The following is an 18,239-nucleotide window of genomic DNA, read 5'->3' on the forward strand; positions in this document are numbered from 1 at the left end:
TTATAGTCCAACGTCATGATTGATAAAAGCAACCGATTAAAATTGATCAAAAAATTTCCAATATACATTTTATTCATACTTTTTTGCTGGCTAACTGCAACCACGGCTTTAGCGGTCAAATTTGAAATCAGTGGTGTTAAAAACGAGGTTAAGCAAAATATTCAGTCTCGCCTGGAAGAGTTATATCGGGATGAATCGATAGCACAGGATCCCGAAGAAGCTTTGCGTCATCAAATTGAGAAAGCAATGTATCCCTATGGTTATTTTGCTCCACGGATTAGGATTCTTGCACGATCTCATCAATATTTAAGAGTTCATATTAATCCTGGGCCTAAAATGAGGATAACCAGCCTCTCAGTTCAGATTACAGGCGAGGGATCGAACAATCCTGAACTATTAAAAGCGCTGCACGCTCTTCCACTTAAACAAGGTCAACCTTTTTTAAGCCCCAAATACGATGAAGCCAAAGAATCCATCTTAAGTGCCGCTGAACATGAGGGATACCTGCATGGGACTTTTGAACAATCCGAAGTATTAATTGATAGGAAGCGTTACACCACTCACATCACGCTGGTGTTTAATACAGGTCCACAGTTTTATTTTGGTCACGTGCGATTTGATCCAACCTATGTAAGCCCAGAATTGTTACGACGCTATCTTCCTTTTCAACCAGGGCAACCTTATTCAACTGAGCAACTATTAACGCTGGAATCAACCCTTTCAGCAAGCGGTTATTTTCGATCCGTGGTCGTGAAGCCCCAAATTGATTCTAATCGTACCGTCCCGATTGATGTACACCTCGAACGAGTCCATCGAATAAATTATACTTTAGGAGTTGGTTATGGTACCGATACCGGGCCACGTGGACGAGCAGCCCTGCACATTGTCCCTGTAAATCGGGCCGGTCATAAATTCAATGCCATTGTCCAAGGTTCATTTAAAGAAAATGCTCTACTAGCACAGTATGTGATTCCTGGAAGAAACCCAATTACGGACAATTATAATATCACAGGAAGTGTTTCAAATCTGGATTACCCCACTGGCTACAGCAATGCTTTCTTATTATCACTTGCGCATCAGCACATTAAAAAAAATCATCAAAGAGTCTTATCGCTTAATGCGTTATCGGAGCGATTTAATTACACTGGTTTTCCTAAAACCACAAAATCATTATTCTATCCCAAGGCCGTGTTAACCTGGACTAAGACAACCGATCCACTTTTTACGCCGACTGGCTATAACATCACCATGAATGGGCTAATCGCTCCAAGTATCAGTCAAGCTACCATCGATGCAAAAGGTGCATTAACCTTGGATGCAATCCGTACTCGTTTCTATCTTCATGGGATCCAAGGAATAACTGGCATTAGTAATGTGTACGAATTACCGCTATCGCTTGCCATGCTGCTTGGGGGCGCTGAAAACTTGAAAGGATACAGCTTTAACTCGATTGGTCCTGGTAAAGTCATGACCTATGGTGGCATAGAAATACAAAAAGAATTCATTGATAAATGGTATTTAATAGGCTTTTATGACGTCGGAGATGTATATAAGCCAACTCCAAGAGAAATGCTACATGATGCAGGCCCTGCGTTGATGTGGGTTTCTCCAATTGGGCCAATTAAAGTTGGGGTAGCCTTTCCCATCACGAATCGTTTTCAACGCGTACCAGGAAGGGATCCAAAACTGGTCATTAACATGGGACCGGATATTTAATGATGCGCTATTTAAAACAGGTCGTTTATGTATTTCTGAGTATGTTTATCGTAGTCATTGCGATATTAGCCTTTTTTTTAGCAACGACGCCAGGACTTTATACGACCATTAAACTGATTGATGCGTTTATCCCTGGCCATTTATCGATTAAAAAACTTGAAGGTCACTTCATTGATGAGTTTTCCTTTCAAGAACTAGTATATGAAGATGATTCAAAACAAATCAAATTAATTCAGGGCGAATTTCATTTAAAACCTTTGGCTTTAATTCGACAACGATTAATCATTCAAGAACTTCGTGCTAAAACACTCTATATTAAAATTAAAGATACGCCAGAAGTCATTGAAGAGACAGCAGAAATTGACTTTGAGTTTCCAAAACTTCCTCTAGCTATCGCAGTGAAAAATCTTACCCTTGATGCCGTCAAAGTGGAACAACTTGGCATCACGCGAGTACTGAATCATTTAACCTTAGAAGCAGAACTTAATAATCAACTCTGGTCCGTTCATCAGTTAGAGATAAATTATGCTGGATTGCTTTTAGATTTAAATGCCAAAATTCAACCCAAGCCTCCTTATCATGTGATGGCTACCTTAGCGATTTTGGAAGCCAAAACACATAAACACGCGTTGAAAGGGAAGGTTAAGCTCTCTGGAGATTTATCGCATTATCAATGGCAAGGACAATTCTCAGGTCCATTGAAAGGTCAACTTCAAGGTAGTTTGAAACAGGCTCATCAAATTCAATTGAATGCCAAATGGCAGGATGCGAAATGGACCTTAAATCCCAACTATGGCTTAGCGAGTAAAAAGGGCTCTTTAGAAATTAATGGAACCTGGCAGGATATGAATATCCAAGCCAACGCGGTATTTAATCGCCCTCTCAACGGTCAATTATCAATTAACACCCAAGTCAAAAATCAAGCCATAACAACCCATAGTGTGTTAGATACACCGCAAGGAAATATAATCGCAGACGTGTCTTATGATCTGACTGCCAAATCGCATTTAAGGGGTAAAATCTACTCAAAAGCGATTTCCTTTGAAGCAATCGATTCCCCTATTTCCCATATTGAATTTACAACCCATTTTTCGGGAACCACGCTTGAAACTTTAACGCTAACGTCCTCTTTTAGCGCTCAATATTTAGAGCATCTATTACGAGGCGATATTCATTATGCTAATCGCGCTTTTAATGGAAAATTATCCCTTGGACCAAATGAACTGACCTTTAAAGGAAAAGACCTATATCAATGGGATGCGCATGCCTTAATCACGCAGCCTGAGCTTTTGCATCCTGCTCTAAGGGGCCTAAATACGACCATTAAAGCAGATGCCAAAGTAACTGCCCCCCAAAAAGGGAACATGGAGTTTTTAGTGAGTCCCGGGAGCTACCGCTCTAGCGAGCAAAAGACACTTCCTTCCATCTCATTTGAAGGAGGAAAAATAACCGCTAAATTAACGTCTAAGGGCTTATCGAGTAAAGGAGCACTTACGCTTGATCGCAATAAACACATTAATCTAAGCCTTTCGATGCCTCAATACAGCTTAGCTACTCCCTACTCATCAAAACAACCCATTCAGAGTGACATTCGTCTAAATATTGACTCCCTTGAGTTTTTAAATGGAATAAGCCCTGAAATTGAAAAACTTCATGGCCAGCTGGCCATGAAGTTAACTGCCTCCGGCACATTAGGGAATCCAGCTCTTGAAGGGCAACTTAATTTAAACAACGCTAGTATCTATCTTCCTAATTTAGATATCACCTATAACCCGATTAACCTTGAGATTAAAACGGCGAATAACCAGTGGAATGCGACAGGAAGTATTCTATCCCAAGGGAATAGCTTAGCAATAAGTGGAAGCGGTCGATTTGCGCCAACGGTAATGGGTGAAATGACGCTTAAGGGTGAAAACATTCCCGCTCTTAATACCGCGGAGTATTCTATCCATGTGTCACCTAATCTTGTAATTCAATTTGAGCCGAATGCGGTTGCAATTAAAGGCACGGTACTTGTTCCCCACGCTGAAATTAAACCCATAACCTTTAGTGATACCGTCAGTCTTACTGAAGATGCTGTGTTTGTAAGTGAGAAAAAAGAAACCACTCCACTCACAATCACAACCGATATTGATTTAAAAATGGGCGAACATGTTCAATTAGATGTCAAAGGCTTGACCGGTAATTTAGAAGGTGGGATACGCATCCAAAAACTTCCAGGAGCCGATCCTTTTGCTGTCGGGGAACTTCGCATCCATGATGGGAAGTATCAAGCCTATGGGCAAAATCTTACCATCAAAGAAGGAGAGCTCATGTTTACCGGTGGGCTACTCACTAACCCCGGTATTCGAATCAGGGCCGTTCGTTTCTTCAAAAATGCAAGCAGTTTTGCCCCATCCAATGAAATGTTTGATTTTAGTTCAGGAAATTTAGAAACATTTGATTTAGGTGGGAAAGTCACGGTAGGAGTAGAAGTCACTGGCCGAATTAACAACCCAAAAGTTAAGCTGTTTTCTATTCCCTCTAATTTATCGCAAGCAGATATTTTATCGCTGATGATTTTAGGAAGGCCAGCAAGCCAAGCTAGCCAATCTGGAGGGCAACTGCTCTTATCAGCTATTTCTGCAATGGATCTTGATTCAGGAACCAAAGGGGCTCAACTCATTAGCCAATTAAAAAATACGCTAGGATTTGACTTTAATCTACAGCGCTCAGCTTCCTATGATCAAGCCAGCAATCAAACCAATGAAAGTACAGCCGTTGTGATAGGTAAATCCATAACCAAACGGTTATATCTAAGTTATAATATGGGCTTATTTCAAAATGATGGTAATGTACTAACCATTAAATATTTATTAAATCGCTACTTCAGCATCCAAATTACCGCTGGCGATACCGGTAATGGCATTGACTTTCTTTACAACCATACGAAGGATTAACATGACGTCATACTCAATCCCTCTTCGCTTAAAACGTTTAAGACAAACTTCATCCATTCGTGCGTTGGTTCGTGAACATCATTTGCATCCTAGTAAGCTTATCGCTCCACTTTTTATCAGTGAAACCTTGCAGGAAAAGCGCGAAATTAAATCCATGCCTGGTCATTTTCAATTAAGTATTGGGTCGCTTTCCGAAGAAATTGAATCTTTGACCGATTTAGGCATTACCACCGTGATCTTATTTGGTATTCCCGCCCATAAAGATGCAGAAGGCAGGGCCTCTTTAGAGCAAAATGGTATTATCCCACGCGCGATCAAAACCATCCGTCAAACCAATCCGGATATGGTTATCATTGCAGATGCCTGTTTTTGTGAATACACCGACCATGGCCACTGCGGGGTATTAAAAAACGATCTTATCGATAACGATAAAACACTAACATTACTAAGCAAACAAGCCGTTTGCTTTGCTGAGGCAGGCGCCGACTTCATTGCGCCGAGCGGCATGGCCGATGGCATGGTGGGGGCAATTCGCGAGGCTTTAGACAAAGCCCATCATCAAAATACTGCCATTTTAAGTTACGCAGTTAAATACAGTTCCAGTTTCTATGGTCCTTTTCGTGAAGCCGCAGAAGGCGCCCCCCAGTTTGGTGATCGCAAAACTTACCAAATGGATCCAGCCAATGGTCTAGAGGCCATCCGAGAAGCAAGTCTTGATCTTGAGGAAGGCGCTGATATCTTAATGGTTAAACCCGCCATGAATTATTTAGACGTTATTTTCCGACTCAAACAACATTTCCCCCAAGTGCCTCTTTGCGCATATCAAGTCAGTGGTGAATATGCCATGATAAAAACCGCAGCAAAACTTGGATTAATGGATGAGCAACAAGCTATGTATGAAAGTTTAATCGCCATCAAAAGAGCCGGGGCGGATATGATCATGACTTATTTTGCTAAGGAAATGGCTAAGCTTTTAAAATTTCCAGTTTAAATCTTTTCCAAAACCTCCTGTAAATGTTTAACAGCCTCAACCTCGATATCCATTGGCTGTTTAGGCGCATTAGCAAAAGGCACGATTGCGCGTGTAAATCCATGTTTGGCGGCTTCTCTTAAACGCTCTTGTCCACTTTGTACTGGTCTTATTTCCCCGGCCAGCCCCACTTCACCAAAAATAATGGTTTTGCGATCAAACACACGATTTCGTAAGCTTGAAATAATGGCGGCAAGCAACGCTAAATCGCTTCCAGTTTCGGTTACCTTTACTCCACCCACCACATTAATGAACACATCTTGGTCATAGGTTGCTATTCCGCCATGGCGATGCAAAACCGCTAATAAAATCGCTAAACGATTTTGCTCAAGCCCTGCTGTAACCCGTCTGGCTTGGGGTGCGTGAGTTTGATCCACTAACGCTTGAATTTCAACCAACATGGGACGTGAGCCTTCCCAAGTAACCATCACTGCACTTCCTGGGGTAGGCTCAGGCTGGCGTGAAAGAAAAATAGCCGAAGGATTAGCCACTTCTTTAAGCCCACGGTCAGTCATGGCAAACACACCCAATTCATTTACTGCACCAAAACGATTTTTTATCGCTCGAATCACCCGAAAGCGGCTATCGCTTTGCCCTTCAAAATACAAAACACAATCCACCATATGTTCGAGCACCCGTGGACCCGCCAAAGCGCCTTCTTTCGTGACATGCCCTACTAAAAATAAAGCGGTTTGTGTGGATTTAGCAAAACGAACTAATTGTGCCGCTGATTCTCGTACCTGACTAACACCACCTGGAGCAGATTGAATCAAATCTGTAAATATCGTTTGAATCGAATCAATCACGATGACACGAGGTTTTTCTTTTTGTGCTTGCGCAATAATGGTTTCCACCTGGGTTTCCGCAAGAAGCCTTAACCCACCGAGTGGTAATTGTAGACGTTTCGCTCTTAATGCCACCTGTTGCAATGACTCCTCTCCAGTAACATAAAGAATGGCTTGTTGTTTAGAAAGATTCGCCAACGTTTGTAACAAGAGCGTGGATTTACCAATTCCCGGATCACCCCCAATCAGCACGACCGATCCATCTACGAGCCCCCCGCCTAAAACGCGATTTAATTCCGATAAACCACAATCCATTCGAGATTCTTGGTCCATAATGACATCTTCCACGAAGGTCACTTCGGAACGTTGGTTGGCATAATTGGTAATTCGGCTATGTTTATTGCTGGTTTGAGCTATCTCTTCGACCATGGTATTCCAAGCGCCACACTGTGAGCATTGTCCTGACCATTGGGAAAAATTAGCCCCACACTGACTGCAATTAAATTTCGTTTTTTGTTTCATTGGTTTTATAAGGTGAACTAAGTTAACTCATCATAACGGAAATCGCCGGATAAATTAAATCGCTTCTTATACCATTCTTTACTTATCCACAGTTTTAATCAGACCCCATCCAAATCATGGGTATTGAAACCCATCGTTATGGCAGTATAATGGCATCATTTGTCAAAGAGAGAACGGCGATGACCAAGCCCGCTCAGTTTGAAAAATCCCTGTCTGAACTCCAAAAAATCGTCGCTCAGCTTGAAAAAGGGGATTTAACACTGGAAGAATCATTAAAGCAATTTGAAAAAGGAATTAATCTTGCCAAAAAATGCGAAGACGCATTAAATCAAGCCGAATTAAAGATCGAAGCCCTTTCAGAAAGTAAGTCCGCACCAAGTGATGAAGTAGATGAATAAACCGAATGTTCCTTCGACTTCCCGAAGCACAAAAAGTAGCGCCAGTAATCCCAAAATGCTAGAGCGTGTGAATAATTCGTCTGCGACCCAAAAAAAGCCTAGGTGCGTAGGGCATGAGGTGAGTTGTCAAAGAACCCAAGAGGCCAAGCCACGAAAAATCAGCTTGAAAAACTCCACTTCAGGTGAACAAACGTTGCAAGCACTGATGACTCGTCACGAATCTATTTTAAATCGTGTCATTGAATACTCCGATATTCCAGCACCAAGAATTAAAGAAGCCATACGTTATTCTCTTTTTCCAGGTGGGAAGCGACTAAGGCCTATGCTCGTTTATTTAATTGGCAATTTAGTCCATGCTTCTTTAGAGAGCTTAGATTACATTGCGATTGCTATTGAATTGACGCACTGCTACTCGTTAATTCATGATGATTTGCCTGCCATGGATAACGATGACGTTCGACGCGGAAAACCCAGTTGCCATCGCGCTTTTGATGAAGCAACTGCCATTTTAGCCGGCGATGGCATGCAAGCCTTGGCCATTGAAATCTTGCTGACAAAACTACCAGGCTATTTACCAGAAGGTAACATTATCACGATTGCAAACGAATTAGTAAAAGCCAGCGGCCCTTCTGGCATGGTAAGTGGCCAAGCATTGGATTTGACTGAATTATCCAATCCTAAAATCGATGAGGCTCAGCTTTCACGTATTCATCAATTAAAAACTGGCCAATTAATCCGAGCTTGTGTATTAACTGCTCTTGCCGCAGGTACGCCAAACCGTGAAGAAGCCCACGCATTAGGCATGTTTGCTAATCATTTTGGTTTGTTATTTCAAATGCAAGATGATTATCTTGATCGTTATCAAAGCGAAAATCTAGGTAAAGGTCGATCATCTGATCTGGCTAATGAAAAAGTTACTTATGCCAGTTTATTTACTCAACAAGCATTGAAGCAAAAAATCAGCGACCAATATGATAAAACCTTTAAAGCACTGTCCTGCTTTGGCAAACGTGCGACAACCATCTTATGTATTTTAAGCGATTTAAAAAATAGCATAAAGTAGTCTGGACAAAAGCATATACTCAACTCGTAGACGCGTCGAAATTGCAATTTCTAGATAACAGATAACGATTAATTTGAATTTTATTACAAAGGTAACCACCATGAGTTTTTATTTAAAATGTTTACTCGCAATCACGAGTGCTGCAATCGCCGCAGCCATCAGCTTTCTGGCCTTCTCCATGTGCAGTTCAGCAGCGGCCACGACAGCGGTTGCAGCTGGGGCTTTAACGTTAACGGCAGGGATTGGAGCAAGTTTAGGTTTTGGCGCTTTAATAGTACTTCCTTTACTGCTCATTGGTGCCTGCTTGCTACCTTGTTTATTTGGAAACAACCGTCATCACTATGTTCATACCCACTCTTCCTCCCAACCTGATGTCTACGTTACCGGTGGGAGTCTTTTTTTTAATCCAAGGACAAGAAGATACCCATCTTGTACCGTTAGTCATACGCCAGGATTTCATCAAGGTAATTATCATGGGCATTCAACATCCATGTTTCGTCCTACTCATGGTCATACGGGGAATCATTCAAGTTATGGTAGTACTCATGTTCACCCAGGCTCTAGTTCCGGCGTCCGCGTCAGATAAATGATTTTTTGGAAAGAAATTCCTAAGATACATTAAAAAACCCTTGACAGAAAAAGAAGCCCTCATTAAACTTCGATTCTCTTTTTGAGAGTATGTTCCAGTTTATTTGGGGTTATAGCTCAGCTGGGAGAGCGCTTGCATGGCATGCAAGAGGTCGGCGGTTCGATCCCGCCTAGCTCCACCATCAGTATAATCCTGATGGAATACGTTCCGGGTCCCCATCGTCTAGAGGCCTAGGACATCGCCCTTTCACGGCGGTAACAGGGGTTCGAATCCCCTTGGGGACGCCACTCATGGCAACATAACGCATTACGTTTTTAGCTCATGCTATAAAACGCTGAAAAAAGCTCCAGGTCCCCATCGTCTAGAGGCCTAGGACATCGCCCTTTCACGGCGGTAACAGGGGTTCGAATCCCCTTGGGGACGCCATTTTTTATCTTACAAACGCTCAAAAATTGTTCTGGTATTAAATCCAAATAAGCGTTCATGCATGCGATAAGCATATTCGTCTGTCATATTTGCGATGTAATCGCAAACCACACGTAAAGCCGATTCTTCATCGGATTGCTCATGAAACAAACTACGATTTTTATTATCCAATAAACTCCCAGGATTTGAGCTGATGGCTTCAAAAAGGCGTAACACCACGGTCTGACCACCATATTCAAAGGTTCTGGCTTCCTGGGAGTCAATCACATGGATGTAGATAAACTGCATTAAATGATCAAGCAAAGCGCGCGCTTCTGGGTTTAAGATGATGTTGTACTTTAAAACAGGATTTTCAAATGAAGGATTGGTTTCTTGAAGTTTTGACTCAGTAATAAAATAATTGACCATCTCACCAATCACTTGTTTTCGAATGCACATTTCTGAGTCGAACAATTCATCAAGAAGTTGATCGATATTCATTCCTAAAGGTGTATCGGCTAATAGCAACCGTAATTCCTTGGTATCGAATTTGCTGCGGTCAATTAAACGAAGATGAATCGCATCTTCCAGATCATGCACGCCATAAGCAATATCGTCCGCAACATCCATAACGGAGCAATCAAACGAATGATATGCGGCTTTACCATGGATGCGTTCTTTTGGTTTTTGACTAAGTGACTGGAATAACAATTTATCTGAATCTGAAAAAGGAGATAACAACCAAGCCACTTCCTGCTCTTCACAATCAAAATACCCTTTGGGCGGCAACCAATCATTAATGCGAATGGTTTTGCTAAACGTTTCTTCTACTTGAGGCAGATGAGTAGCCACCACATTAGAGCGGCGTACGGGATACTTTAAAACTCCTAATAAAGCTCGACGGGTTAAATCAAGTCCATAAGCGCCGTAGCTGTTCTCAACTTTGGTTAATAAGCGAAGCGTTTGACCATTGCCTTCAAATCCACCGTGATTGCGCATTTTATAATTCAAAGCCACCTCACCACCATGACCAAATGGAGGATGGCCAATATCATGAAGCAAACAAATTACTGTCACTAAGTCATCATTGGGCAATAAACCAGACAAGATAGTCTCTTGCTGATTTAAAGTCAGATTTCGCACCAAACTGCGACCAATCGATGCCACTTCAAGGGAATGAGTTAACCGCGTGCGATGAAAATCGCCTTCATCGGTTCCTAAAATTTGAGTTTTACGTTGCAATCGGCGAAAAGCTGGGCAATGAATCACTCGTGTTCTATCACGTTCATAGGGATCACGATGATCACGAGTGCCACGCTGGTTAGTCTGCCCGGAACGGCGATGAGTCCACATAAATTACCCTTAACGATTCAAGTTTTATCATTTTATTAAAAATACCTCTTTTACTAAAGTTTTAACAGAAATTGCAGATAACTTAGATAAGAGAACGATCATGGATTGCACTCATCAACAATAAAAATGACAAGGGGGAGCGATGTCATGTGGAATAAAATCCGAGTGATAACAATGGTGGGTACAGCACTCATTTTAAATGCTTGTACTTCCTATAATCCGCATGGTTATATGAATTATCAAACCTACACCTGGAATGGCGAACCGTTATACCCTGAAAGTTATGATGCCAGCTACACCTATCGAGATTATGAGCGTGAGAAAAAACCTGTCGTTGTCCCGGAAACATATCACGTGGGAGCGTATCACTCACCGGCGCGTGCAAAAGATAGAGACCGAAACTGGGTGCAAAGCCAAAACCCTTCAAACTATACCATAGAACTCGCTGAAGGAGATAAAGCATCGAAAGTGGCCAGTAAATTAGTGAAAGCACCGAAAAATGATCGACGTGCCCAAGTGAAATATGAACAAAATGGCACAACCCGTTATAAAGGAGTGTACGGAAGCTACCCAAGTTATGAAGCCGCTCAGCAAGCCTTAAAAACATTGCCTGAAGAGGTACGTGAAGGGGCAAAAATTGAATCTTGGGGAAGCGTACAACGGGTTGCTGATTAACTCTAAGTTCTCATCGAGCCATGATGGGTTCAAAAAGCATGAACCCATCATGATTCGCGTTTTAGGGGCGTTCTTTCGCTGAAAGAATGAAAGAAATTTTGGCCAATCCCGATGCATCAAGACGTTGGGCATTAAATTGTTTAATCGAAAACGCGTAAGTTTGATGCAGTTGTCTTAACCACTGCATAAACATCACAAAGGGCACGGATTCAAAGGATAATTGAATATCACCCCCGCTCAGTTGTTGAAGCTGATAAGGAAAAGGTTGAAATAACGGATTTTTAAGTTTTCTAGAGAGTAAGGACAATAATTGCGTGTTCGTTAAGTTTTGCTGCGGTTTCAGTTGATTTTTTTGCCCTCGTACTTGTTTCATCCAAGCCAAGGTTTCTTGCTGTTCTTTATGTTGTACTGTTTTTTGTTCCAAAGCATTGTAAAGAGGTGAAAAAACAATCAAGTAAATTAAATAAACAATCACCACCGCACTACCCAACACCAAAGCTAAACGATCGCGCTCATTTAAATTCTGCCAATAATTTTTCAACGTTTTAGCTCCAAAGTGGCCATCACTTGTCCTTCCTTAGATGAGGCTTGGGTTTGATTAACTTTGATATTTGATTGTTGTAACGCTTGCTGCAACGATTCAAGCGCCTGAAAATCTTTGCTACTCAGGGCCACGATTAACGTTTGGTTTTGAAACAATAATTGTTGAATGGTGATAGTTTGAGGATCATAAGTTTCTCCTAAAGTCTTAAGTAACATCCAGAACGTTTCGCTCTCCTGCCCTGCTCTCGAGATTTTAAGGGATTGTTCAATCCTAAACCTCGGGCTAATGACTTGTTTGGCTTCAGGGAAAAATTCTTTGTATATTATTTCTATTTCTTGGTCTAATAGTTCTATTTTGTTATTTAAAACCAGGACCTTAGTCAGGTTAATTATAAAGAAACTGAGCACGAACATTCCAAGAAGTCCCGCAGTAGCAACATACCAAAAACGAGTTGTGTCGTGTTTGCCACCTCGTTGAAACTCTCCTTGACATAAATCTATCGTTTTAGCATTGAGTAAGCGTGTGGCTATCCATTGTTTAGCCGTTTTACTGACACTTTTTGTGGGATTTTCAGTGGATAAGCTAGCACTATCATTAAATACGAGTAGTTCAATTTCAGGATTATCGGCTAAATATATGTCTGAAAGCTCAATGCTTAGTGCACCTTTAAAGGCTTTATCATAGATTAAAAGGGTGTCTTCAGTAACGCAATGCTCTCCTTCCTGAAGAGCAAACCAATCCAGTGTAATTTGGTCAAATTCAATCCCAGAAAAATCAAGCCTGTCAATTATTGAGGCAAGATATTCTTTATCCATTACGGCGACTAGATAAGTGTTATGCTTATAATGTTGTCGATCAAAGGCAAAATGTAGGGAAGTGACACTTTGTGCAAGCTGCTCTTCCAACGCATAAGGAATAGCTGCACGAGCCTTACGTTCTCCTAGCCAAGGCAATGGCACTTCATGCATGCTACAGAGTTTACTCGGAAGAACAACCATCGTCACTGCTCCTCCAGACTGAAGTTGCTTGACTTCCTCTGAGGTGCGAAAGGTTAACGGGGCACTGATATGGCCTTGGCTCGTCACCGTTAAACTTAAATACTTTTCCTCATCAGAATGATGGATAAAAAGGAAACAAGTGTTCACGCAATTCCTTATGCATAGGCGTAATCATGAATCTTATGCGCTGAAGCCCAATAGCGCTGAAGTTGCTGGGATAGCAAATAAACTACCAAAGCATATTGCGGGCTCGTGTTGTAGCGGGTAATTACATAAAAATTGGGAAAAGCCACCCAAAATGCTTCGCCTTCCTCTGTGTTTAGCTCAATAAGCCCAGCTTTTTTAGGACTATTGGCGAGGGATTTTTCAGGTTTAATTCCCGCTGCAATCAATTTGTTCAAATCGTAATCAGCATTTCTGCTATTAGTACGAATCGCTTTATATCCTGCACCTTCAATTTTAGCAGGTTGGGCAACCTGTTCATCTAATTTCCAACCGTGTTTATGGAAATAATTTGCAACACTACCAATCACATCCTGATCATCATTAATAAGATCGCGTTTTCCGTTGCCGGTAAAATCAACTGCATAATATCGATAACTACTGGGCATAAATTGCGGTTTACCTATCGCACCGGCATAAGAACCCTTAAACTCTGTAGGAGAAACGTGTTGCTCTTTACAAAGAATTAAATACTCTTTTAACTCTTTCTTAAAAAAAGGAGCACGTTTAGGATAATCAAAGGCAAGTGTCGTTAACGCATCCAATACGCGGTAATTTCCTTGACGTTCACCATATAAGGTTTCTACACCAATGATCGCCACAATAATATGCGGAGGTACGCCAAATTTCTTTTCTGCCTGTTTTAGTGCGTTTTGGTTCGCTTGCCAAAACGCTATGCCTTTTCGAACGCGCTCTGGTGTTAAAAACAGTGCTTTATAAACATCCCAGCTTTTCTTTTCGTAAGGCCGATTCATCGACTCAATAATTTGCGGCTGAAATTGGGCTTCTTTAAGCCAGTGCGTTAACTGCTGGCGATTGAACCCATGCTCTTTTACCATGGAATGAATAAATTGCTGAACTTCCTTTCGTTTTACCAGTGCTTCATCAGCCTGAGTAGAGCATGAAAAAACCAGCAAACCAATCACTACTAATCGTCCGAGTAAATGCATGCGACATCCTTAAAATAAACAGCCGTTTTCTATTGGTTCATTTTATCGTATTTGCACGCCTGAGACTACCTCTCTCCTTTTTGTTTCAGAGTTTTCGCTTGTCGTTTCTTTTTTATGTAGAAAAAAGTCTGTCATGAACCAAGGTTTCCCTTTGCTAGCCCTTTCTGATGAAGCAATTTTGATATAAAATGGCTTAATTTATCAGCAGGTTTTCAATTGAGCGACTTAACGCATATTCGAAATTTTTCTATTATTGCCCACATCGACCACGGCAAATCCACTCTGGCCGATCGTTTTATTCAGCTTTGTGGTGGTCTAACAGACCGTGAAATGGCAGCCCAAGTTCTTGATTCCATGGATATCGAACGAGAACGCGGCATTACCATTAAGGCCCAAAGCGTTTCCTTGGATTACAAAGCACGAAACGGTGAAACCTACCTCTTAAACTTCATTGACACGCCAGGCCATGTCGATTTCAGTTATGAAGTATCGCGCTCACTCGCTGCGTGCGAAGGCGCTATCTTAGTTGTTGATGCAGCACAAGGTGTCGAAGCCCAAACTGTAGCGGTTTGCTATACTGCCATCGACCAAAATCTAGAAGTGTTGCCGGTATTAAATAAGATTGATTTACCGCAAGCCGAACCCGAACGAGTCATTGAAGAAATTGAAAACATTATTGGTCTTGAAGCCAAAGATGCCATTAAAGTCAGTGCTAAAATTGGCTTGGGCGTTGAAGATGTATTAGAAGCGCTAGTGCACCGTATTCCACCCCCCAAAGGCGACCCTGACGCGCCTTTGCAAGCGTTGATTATTGATTCATGGTTTGATAGCTATTTAGGTGTTGTATCATTGGTTCGCATTGTGAATGGTTCGCTTCATAAAGGCGATAAAATGCATGTGATGTCGACTGGGCGAAATTACGATGTGGATGAAGTAGGAATATTCACGCCTAAAAGAACAAAAAAAGACGCGTTGAAAACAGGTGAAGTAGGGTATGTCATTGCTGGCATTAAAGACATTCAAGGTGCGCCTGTGGGAGATACCCTCACACTTGAAAAACCTCGCGCTGAGAAACCATTGCCAGGTTTTCAACGGATTAAGCCCCAAGTCTATGCAGGATTATTCCCCATTAGCGCGGACGATTTTGAAGCTTTTCGAGAAGCATTGGCAAAATTAAGTTTAAATGATGCTTCGTTATTTTATGAGCCCGAATCTTCTGAAGCGCTTGGATTTGGTTTCCGTTGTGGCTTTCTTGGCATGCTACATATGGAAATTATCCAAGAACGTTTAGAGCGTGAATACAATCTGGATTTAATTTCAACTGCCCCTACTGTGGTTTATCAGGTCATTACCACCAAAGGTGAAACATTAATGATTGATAATCCTTCGCGCTTGCCTCCTTCACCGCAAATTAAACAAATGATGGAGCCCATTGTTCGCGCAAACATTCTTGTGCCTCAAGACTATCTAGGCCAAATTATCAGTCTATGCGTTGAACGCCGTGGTGTGCAAGTCAATATGACCTACACCGGCCGTCAAGTATCCGTTGTATACGATCTTCCAATGAGCGAAGTCGTCTCTGATTTTTTTGATCGTTTAAAATCCGTGAGCCGTGGTTATGCTTCTTTAGACTATAATTTCATCAAGTTTCAAGACGCTGACTTGGTTAAAATGGATATTTTAATCAATGGTGAACGTGTTGATGCACTGTCGGTTATTGTTCACCGCAGTGCAGCTCACACCCGCGGTAAAGCTTTGGCTGAAAAAATGCGAGACTTAATCCCGCGCCAGATGTTTGACGTGGCGATTCAGGCCGCCCTAGGCAGCCATATTATTGCTCGCCAAACGGTTAAAGCCTTACGTAAAAATGTCACGGCAAAATGTTATGGCGGCGATGTAACGCGTAAACGAAAACTGCTTGAAAAACAAAAAGCCGGTAAAAAACGCATGAAGCAGGTTGGCCAGGTAGAAATTCCTCAAGAGGCGTTTATGGCTGTGTTTCAAACGGATAGAAAAAAATAAGGTATGTCCATGAACTTTGCTCTTTTGTTGGTTTCATTAACGTTGGTTACCGGATTAATTGCTTTAATTGACCTGCTTTACTGGTCTAAAAAGCGTACGCCTCTTCAAAAACAGGCTAAGATCATCGAGCTTTCACGTTCTTTTTTTCCAGTGTTTTTGATTGTTCTATTGCTTCGCTCTTTTATTATTGAGCCATTTCGGATCCCTTCCGGTTCTCTTGAGCCCACGTTATTAGTGGGGGACTTTGTCGCGGTGAATAAATTTGCTTATGGATTGCGACTACCGGTGCTTGAGACTAAAGTGTTACCAATTTCCAATCCCAAGACGGGTGAAATCGCTGTATTCCGATGGCCGCCTAATCCATCTTACGATTACATCAAACGTGTGATTGGTGTGCCCGGTGATAAAGTCGTGTATCGCGACAAAAAGTTGACCATTAATGGCGTTGAAATGAAGCAGGATTTCATCGAATACACGATGGATGAAAGTTCAGGAAAACCTGTGGCAAAATACCAAGAAATCTTAAATGGAATAAAACATGATATTTTTATTCGTCCCGATGTCAAACCTGTGGATTTTGAAGTAGAAGTCCCTGAAGGCCATTACTTTGTAATGGGCGATAATCGCGACGACAGTGCTGATAGCCGTTATTGGGGATTTGTAGCTGACAAATACCTTCGTGGCAAAGCTTTTTTAGTATGGATGAGTTGGAATAGCAATACAGGGATGATTCGATGGTCTAAACTTGGAAGTGTCATTCATTAATCTGAGGTTAAACAAGAGGCAATATGAATAAGCAATCAGGGATGTCTTTCATTGGAATGGTATTCACCATGGCGGTAGTTATTATTGTTCTGGTCACCTCCATGCGGATCGTACCCGTTTATATTCAGCACTATACCGTGATTAAATCAATAGAAACCTTAGATAAAATTCCTAAAACGGAATTTTCTGGTGATCCCATGACAAATGCCCATGTGTTGCGGCAGAAATTAACCAATCAACTCTATGTGAATGGCGTTGAGATCCCTGAAGATAAAATTCTCATTAAACCCAGTGGTGAGGGGCAATATACAGTGGCTATCACCTATAAAGTGACGAAATCCTTAGTTGGAAATATGAGTCTTTTGTTTGATTTTGATGTATCCCGTGAGGTAACCATTGGTCGAGATTAACTTACAACGATTATGCAGAACGCTAGACTATCGCTTTAATAACTTAAATTACCTTAAGCAAGCTTTAACGCATTGCAGTGCCGGTGCGGTTAATTATGAGCGCCTGGAATTTCTCGGAGATTCTATTTTAAGCTTCGTCATTTCCAATGCCTTATATGAGCAATTTAAACATAAAAGCGAAGGCGAACTCAGTCGTTTGCGTGCGTATCTTGTAAAAGGTGAGATGCTCGCCGAGATCGCCTTAGAAATTAATCTTGGTGACTACTTATATCTAGGCCAGGGGGAATTAAAAAGTGGCGGTTTTAGGCGTGCGTCCATTTTAGCCGATGCCTTAGAAGCCGTGTTTGCTGCAGTTTTTTTAGATGGTGGAATTGAACCATGCCAGCATGTTATTTTAAATTTATTTAAGTCACGTCTGGATGATGATGGGTTGCATGATAATCTAAAAGATCCCAAAACTCAGTTGCAGGAATTTTTACAAGCAAAAAAAATACCCCTGCCTAATTACACCCTTCTAAAAATTAAGGGCGAAGAACATGATCAAGAATTTCATATCCGTTGTGAAATTCCTGACTTAAAGCTCACGACCCTTGGACAAGGGCCTAGCCGAAGAAAAGCCGAACAACGAGCTGCAAAAGAAGCGTTAAAGCTGGTTCGAACCATAGAGCGGCCTTCTACATGACAAAACCATTATCCGACCGTTTCAGAGTCGTAAAGAGCCTCATCTTTTTGCGAGCCATCGATTCGTAATTCTAGCCACATTGCATTCAATATAGCAAAAGTACAGGCTAGCCCCGTACCTAAAATCCATGAAAAATACCACATAATCAAATCCCCCTAAACGTAAATTCGT

General features: G+C 41.6%; 17 protein-coding genes and 3 tRNA genes. 14 read left to right on the forward strand and 6 right to left on the reverse strand.

Features of this window, described 5'->3' with window-relative positions:
* Positions 1-15: 15 nt before the first annotated feature.
* The 3 genes from E1O41_RS07240 to hemB are packed head-to-tail and all read left to right on the forward strand — an operon-like array spanning position 16 to position 5,646.
* Entirely contained in the window at positions 16-1,716 is a 1,701-nt protein-coding gene (locus E1O41_RS07240) for an autotransporter assembly complex protein TamA (RefSeq protein ID WP_229669343.1), read from the forward strand.
* Complete coding sequence (locus tag E1O41_RS07245; protein ID WP_131776662.1) at positions 1,716-4,655, forward strand: translocation/assembly module TamB domain-containing protein; 2,940 nt, start codon at positions 1,716-1,718, stop codon at positions 4,653-4,655. The genes E1O41_RS07240 and E1O41_RS07245 overlap by 1 nt, the downstream gene beginning before the upstream one ends.
* Before the next feature lies 1 nt (position 4,656).
* Entirely contained in the window at positions 4,657-5,646 is a 990-nt protein-coding gene (hemB, locus tag E1O41_RS07250; protein ID WP_131776663.1) for a porphobilinogen synthase, read from the forward strand.
* On the opposite strand, the gene radA is transcribed toward hemB, so the two are convergent.
* A complete protein-coding gene (gene radA / locus E1O41_RS07255) occupies positions 5,643-6,992 on the reverse strand; it encodes a DNA repair protein RadA (protein ID WP_131776664.1) in 1,350 nt (449 codons plus the stop codon). The genes hemB and radA overlap by 4 nt on opposite strands.
* Before the next feature lie 179 nt (positions 6,993-7,171).
* Here radA and E1O41_RS07260 point away from each other — a divergent pair, with 179 nt between their 5' ends.
* The 6 genes from E1O41_RS07260 to E1O41_RS07285 all read left to right on the forward strand — a co-directional run bounded on the left by E1O41_RS07260 (position 7,172) and on the right by E1O41_RS07285 (position 9,468).
* Entirely contained in the window at positions 7,172-7,390 is a 219-nt protein-coding gene (locus E1O41_RS07260; RefSeq protein WP_131776821.1) for an exodeoxyribonuclease VII small subunit, read from the forward strand.
* A 205-nt stretch (positions 7,391-7,595) separates the two neighbouring features.
* Complete coding sequence (locus E1O41_RS07265; protein ID WP_131776822.1) at positions 7,596-8,453, forward strand: polyprenyl synthetase family protein; 858 nt, start codon at positions 7,596-7,598, stop codon at positions 8,451-8,453.
* 100 nt (positions 8,454-8,553) lie between these two features.
* Complete coding sequence (locus E1O41_RS07270; RefSeq protein ID WP_131776665.1) at positions 8,554-9,039, forward strand: hypothetical protein; 486 nt, start codon at positions 8,554-8,556, stop codon at positions 9,037-9,039.
* 108 nt (positions 9,040-9,147) lie between these two features.
* Positions 9,148-9,223, forward strand: a tRNA-Ala gene (locus E1O41_RS07275).
* Positions 9,224-9,253: 30 nt separating this feature from the next.
* Positions 9,254-9,329: transfer RNA gene (locus tag E1O41_RS07280), tRNA-Glu, on the forward strand.
* Positions 9,330-9,392: 63 nt separating this feature from the next.
* Positions 9,393-9,468 (forward strand) — tRNA-Glu (locus tag E1O41_RS07285).
* Between the two features lie 9 nt (positions 9,469-9,477).
* Here E1O41_RS07285 and E1O41_RS07290 read toward each other — a convergent pair.
* Positions 9,478-10,800: an anti-phage deoxyguanosine triphosphatase gene (locus tag E1O41_RS07290; protein WP_131776666.1), complete on the reverse strand. Its 1,323-nt coding sequence runs from the start codon at positions 10,798-10,800 to the stop codon at positions 9,478-9,480.
* Between the two features lie 147 nt (positions 10,801-10,947).
* Between E1O41_RS07290 and E1O41_RS07295 the strand changes: the two genes are divergently transcribed.
* Entirely contained in the window at positions 10,948-11,475 is a 528-nt protein-coding gene (locus E1O41_RS07295) for an SPOR domain-containing protein (RefSeq protein ID WP_131776667.1), read from the forward strand.
* 61 nt (positions 11,476-11,536) lie between these two features.
* Here E1O41_RS07295 and gspM read toward each other — a convergent pair whose 3' ends face one another.
* Genes gspM through mltB form a run of 3 tightly spaced genes read right to left on the reverse strand, consistent with a single transcriptional unit; the run spans position 11,537 to position 14,189 of the window.
* On the reverse strand, positions 11,537-12,016 hold the full coding sequence (gene gspM, locus E1O41_RS07300) for a type II secretion system protein GspM (protein WP_131776668.1): 480 nt from the start codon (positions 12,014-12,016) through the stop codon (positions 11,537-11,539).
* On the reverse strand, positions 12,013-13,164 hold the full coding sequence (gene gspL / locus E1O41_RS07305; RefSeq protein ID WP_131776669.1) for a type II secretion system protein GspL: 1,152 nt from the start codon (positions 13,162-13,164) through the stop codon (positions 12,013-12,015). The genes gspM and gspL overlap by 4 nt, the downstream gene beginning before the upstream one ends.
* 8 nt (positions 13,165-13,172) lie before the next feature.
* Positions 13,173-14,189 (reverse strand): lytic murein transglycosylase B, encoded by a 1,017-nt coding sequence (gene mltB, locus E1O41_RS07310; protein ID WP_131776670.1) that lies wholly within the window; start codon positions 14,187-14,189, stop codon positions 13,173-13,175.
* Between the two features lie 216 nt (positions 14,190-14,405).
* On the opposite strand from mltB, the gene lepA reads away from it, so the two are divergent.
* The 4 genes from lepA to rnc are packed head-to-tail and all read left to right on the forward strand — an operon-like array spanning position 14,406 to position 18,068.
* Positions 14,406-16,211: a translation elongation factor 4 gene (gene lepA, locus E1O41_RS07315; RefSeq protein ID WP_131776671.1), complete on the forward strand. Its 1,806-nt coding sequence runs from the start codon at positions 14,406-14,408 to the stop codon at positions 16,209-16,211.
* Between the two features lie 9 nt (positions 16,212-16,220).
* Positions 16,221-16,976 carry a signal peptidase I gene (gene lepB / locus E1O41_RS07320; protein WP_131776672.1) on the forward strand — a complete coding sequence of 252 codons (756 nt, stop codon included), beginning with the start codon at positions 16,221-16,223 and terminating at the stop codon, positions 16,974-16,976.
* 23 nt (positions 16,977-16,999) lie between these two features.
* Complete coding sequence (locus tag E1O41_RS07325) at positions 17,000-17,386, forward strand: DUF4845 domain-containing protein (protein ID WP_131776673.1); 387 nt, start codon at positions 17,000-17,002, stop codon at positions 17,384-17,386.
* Entirely contained in the window at positions 17,373-18,068 is a 696-nt protein-coding gene (gene rnc, locus E1O41_RS07330; protein ID WP_131776674.1) for a ribonuclease III, read from the forward strand. Before E1O41_RS07325 ends, rnc begins: the two co-directional genes overlap by 14 nt.
* Positions 18,069-18,076: 8 nt before the next feature.
* On the opposite strand, the gene cydX is transcribed toward rnc, so the two are convergent.
* Complete coding sequence (cydX, locus tag E1O41_RS07335; RefSeq protein ID WP_207384514.1) at positions 18,077-18,214, reverse strand: cytochrome bd-I oxidase subunit CydX; 138 nt, start codon at positions 18,212-18,214, stop codon at positions 18,077-18,079.
* Between the last annotated feature and the right edge of the window lie 25 nt (positions 18,215-18,239).

The organism is Legionella impletisoli (assembly GCF_900639875.1).
In the GTDB taxonomy this organism is placed as follows: Bacteria; Pseudomonadota; Gammaproteobacteria; order Legionellales; family Legionellaceae; genus Legionella_A; species Legionella_A impletisoli.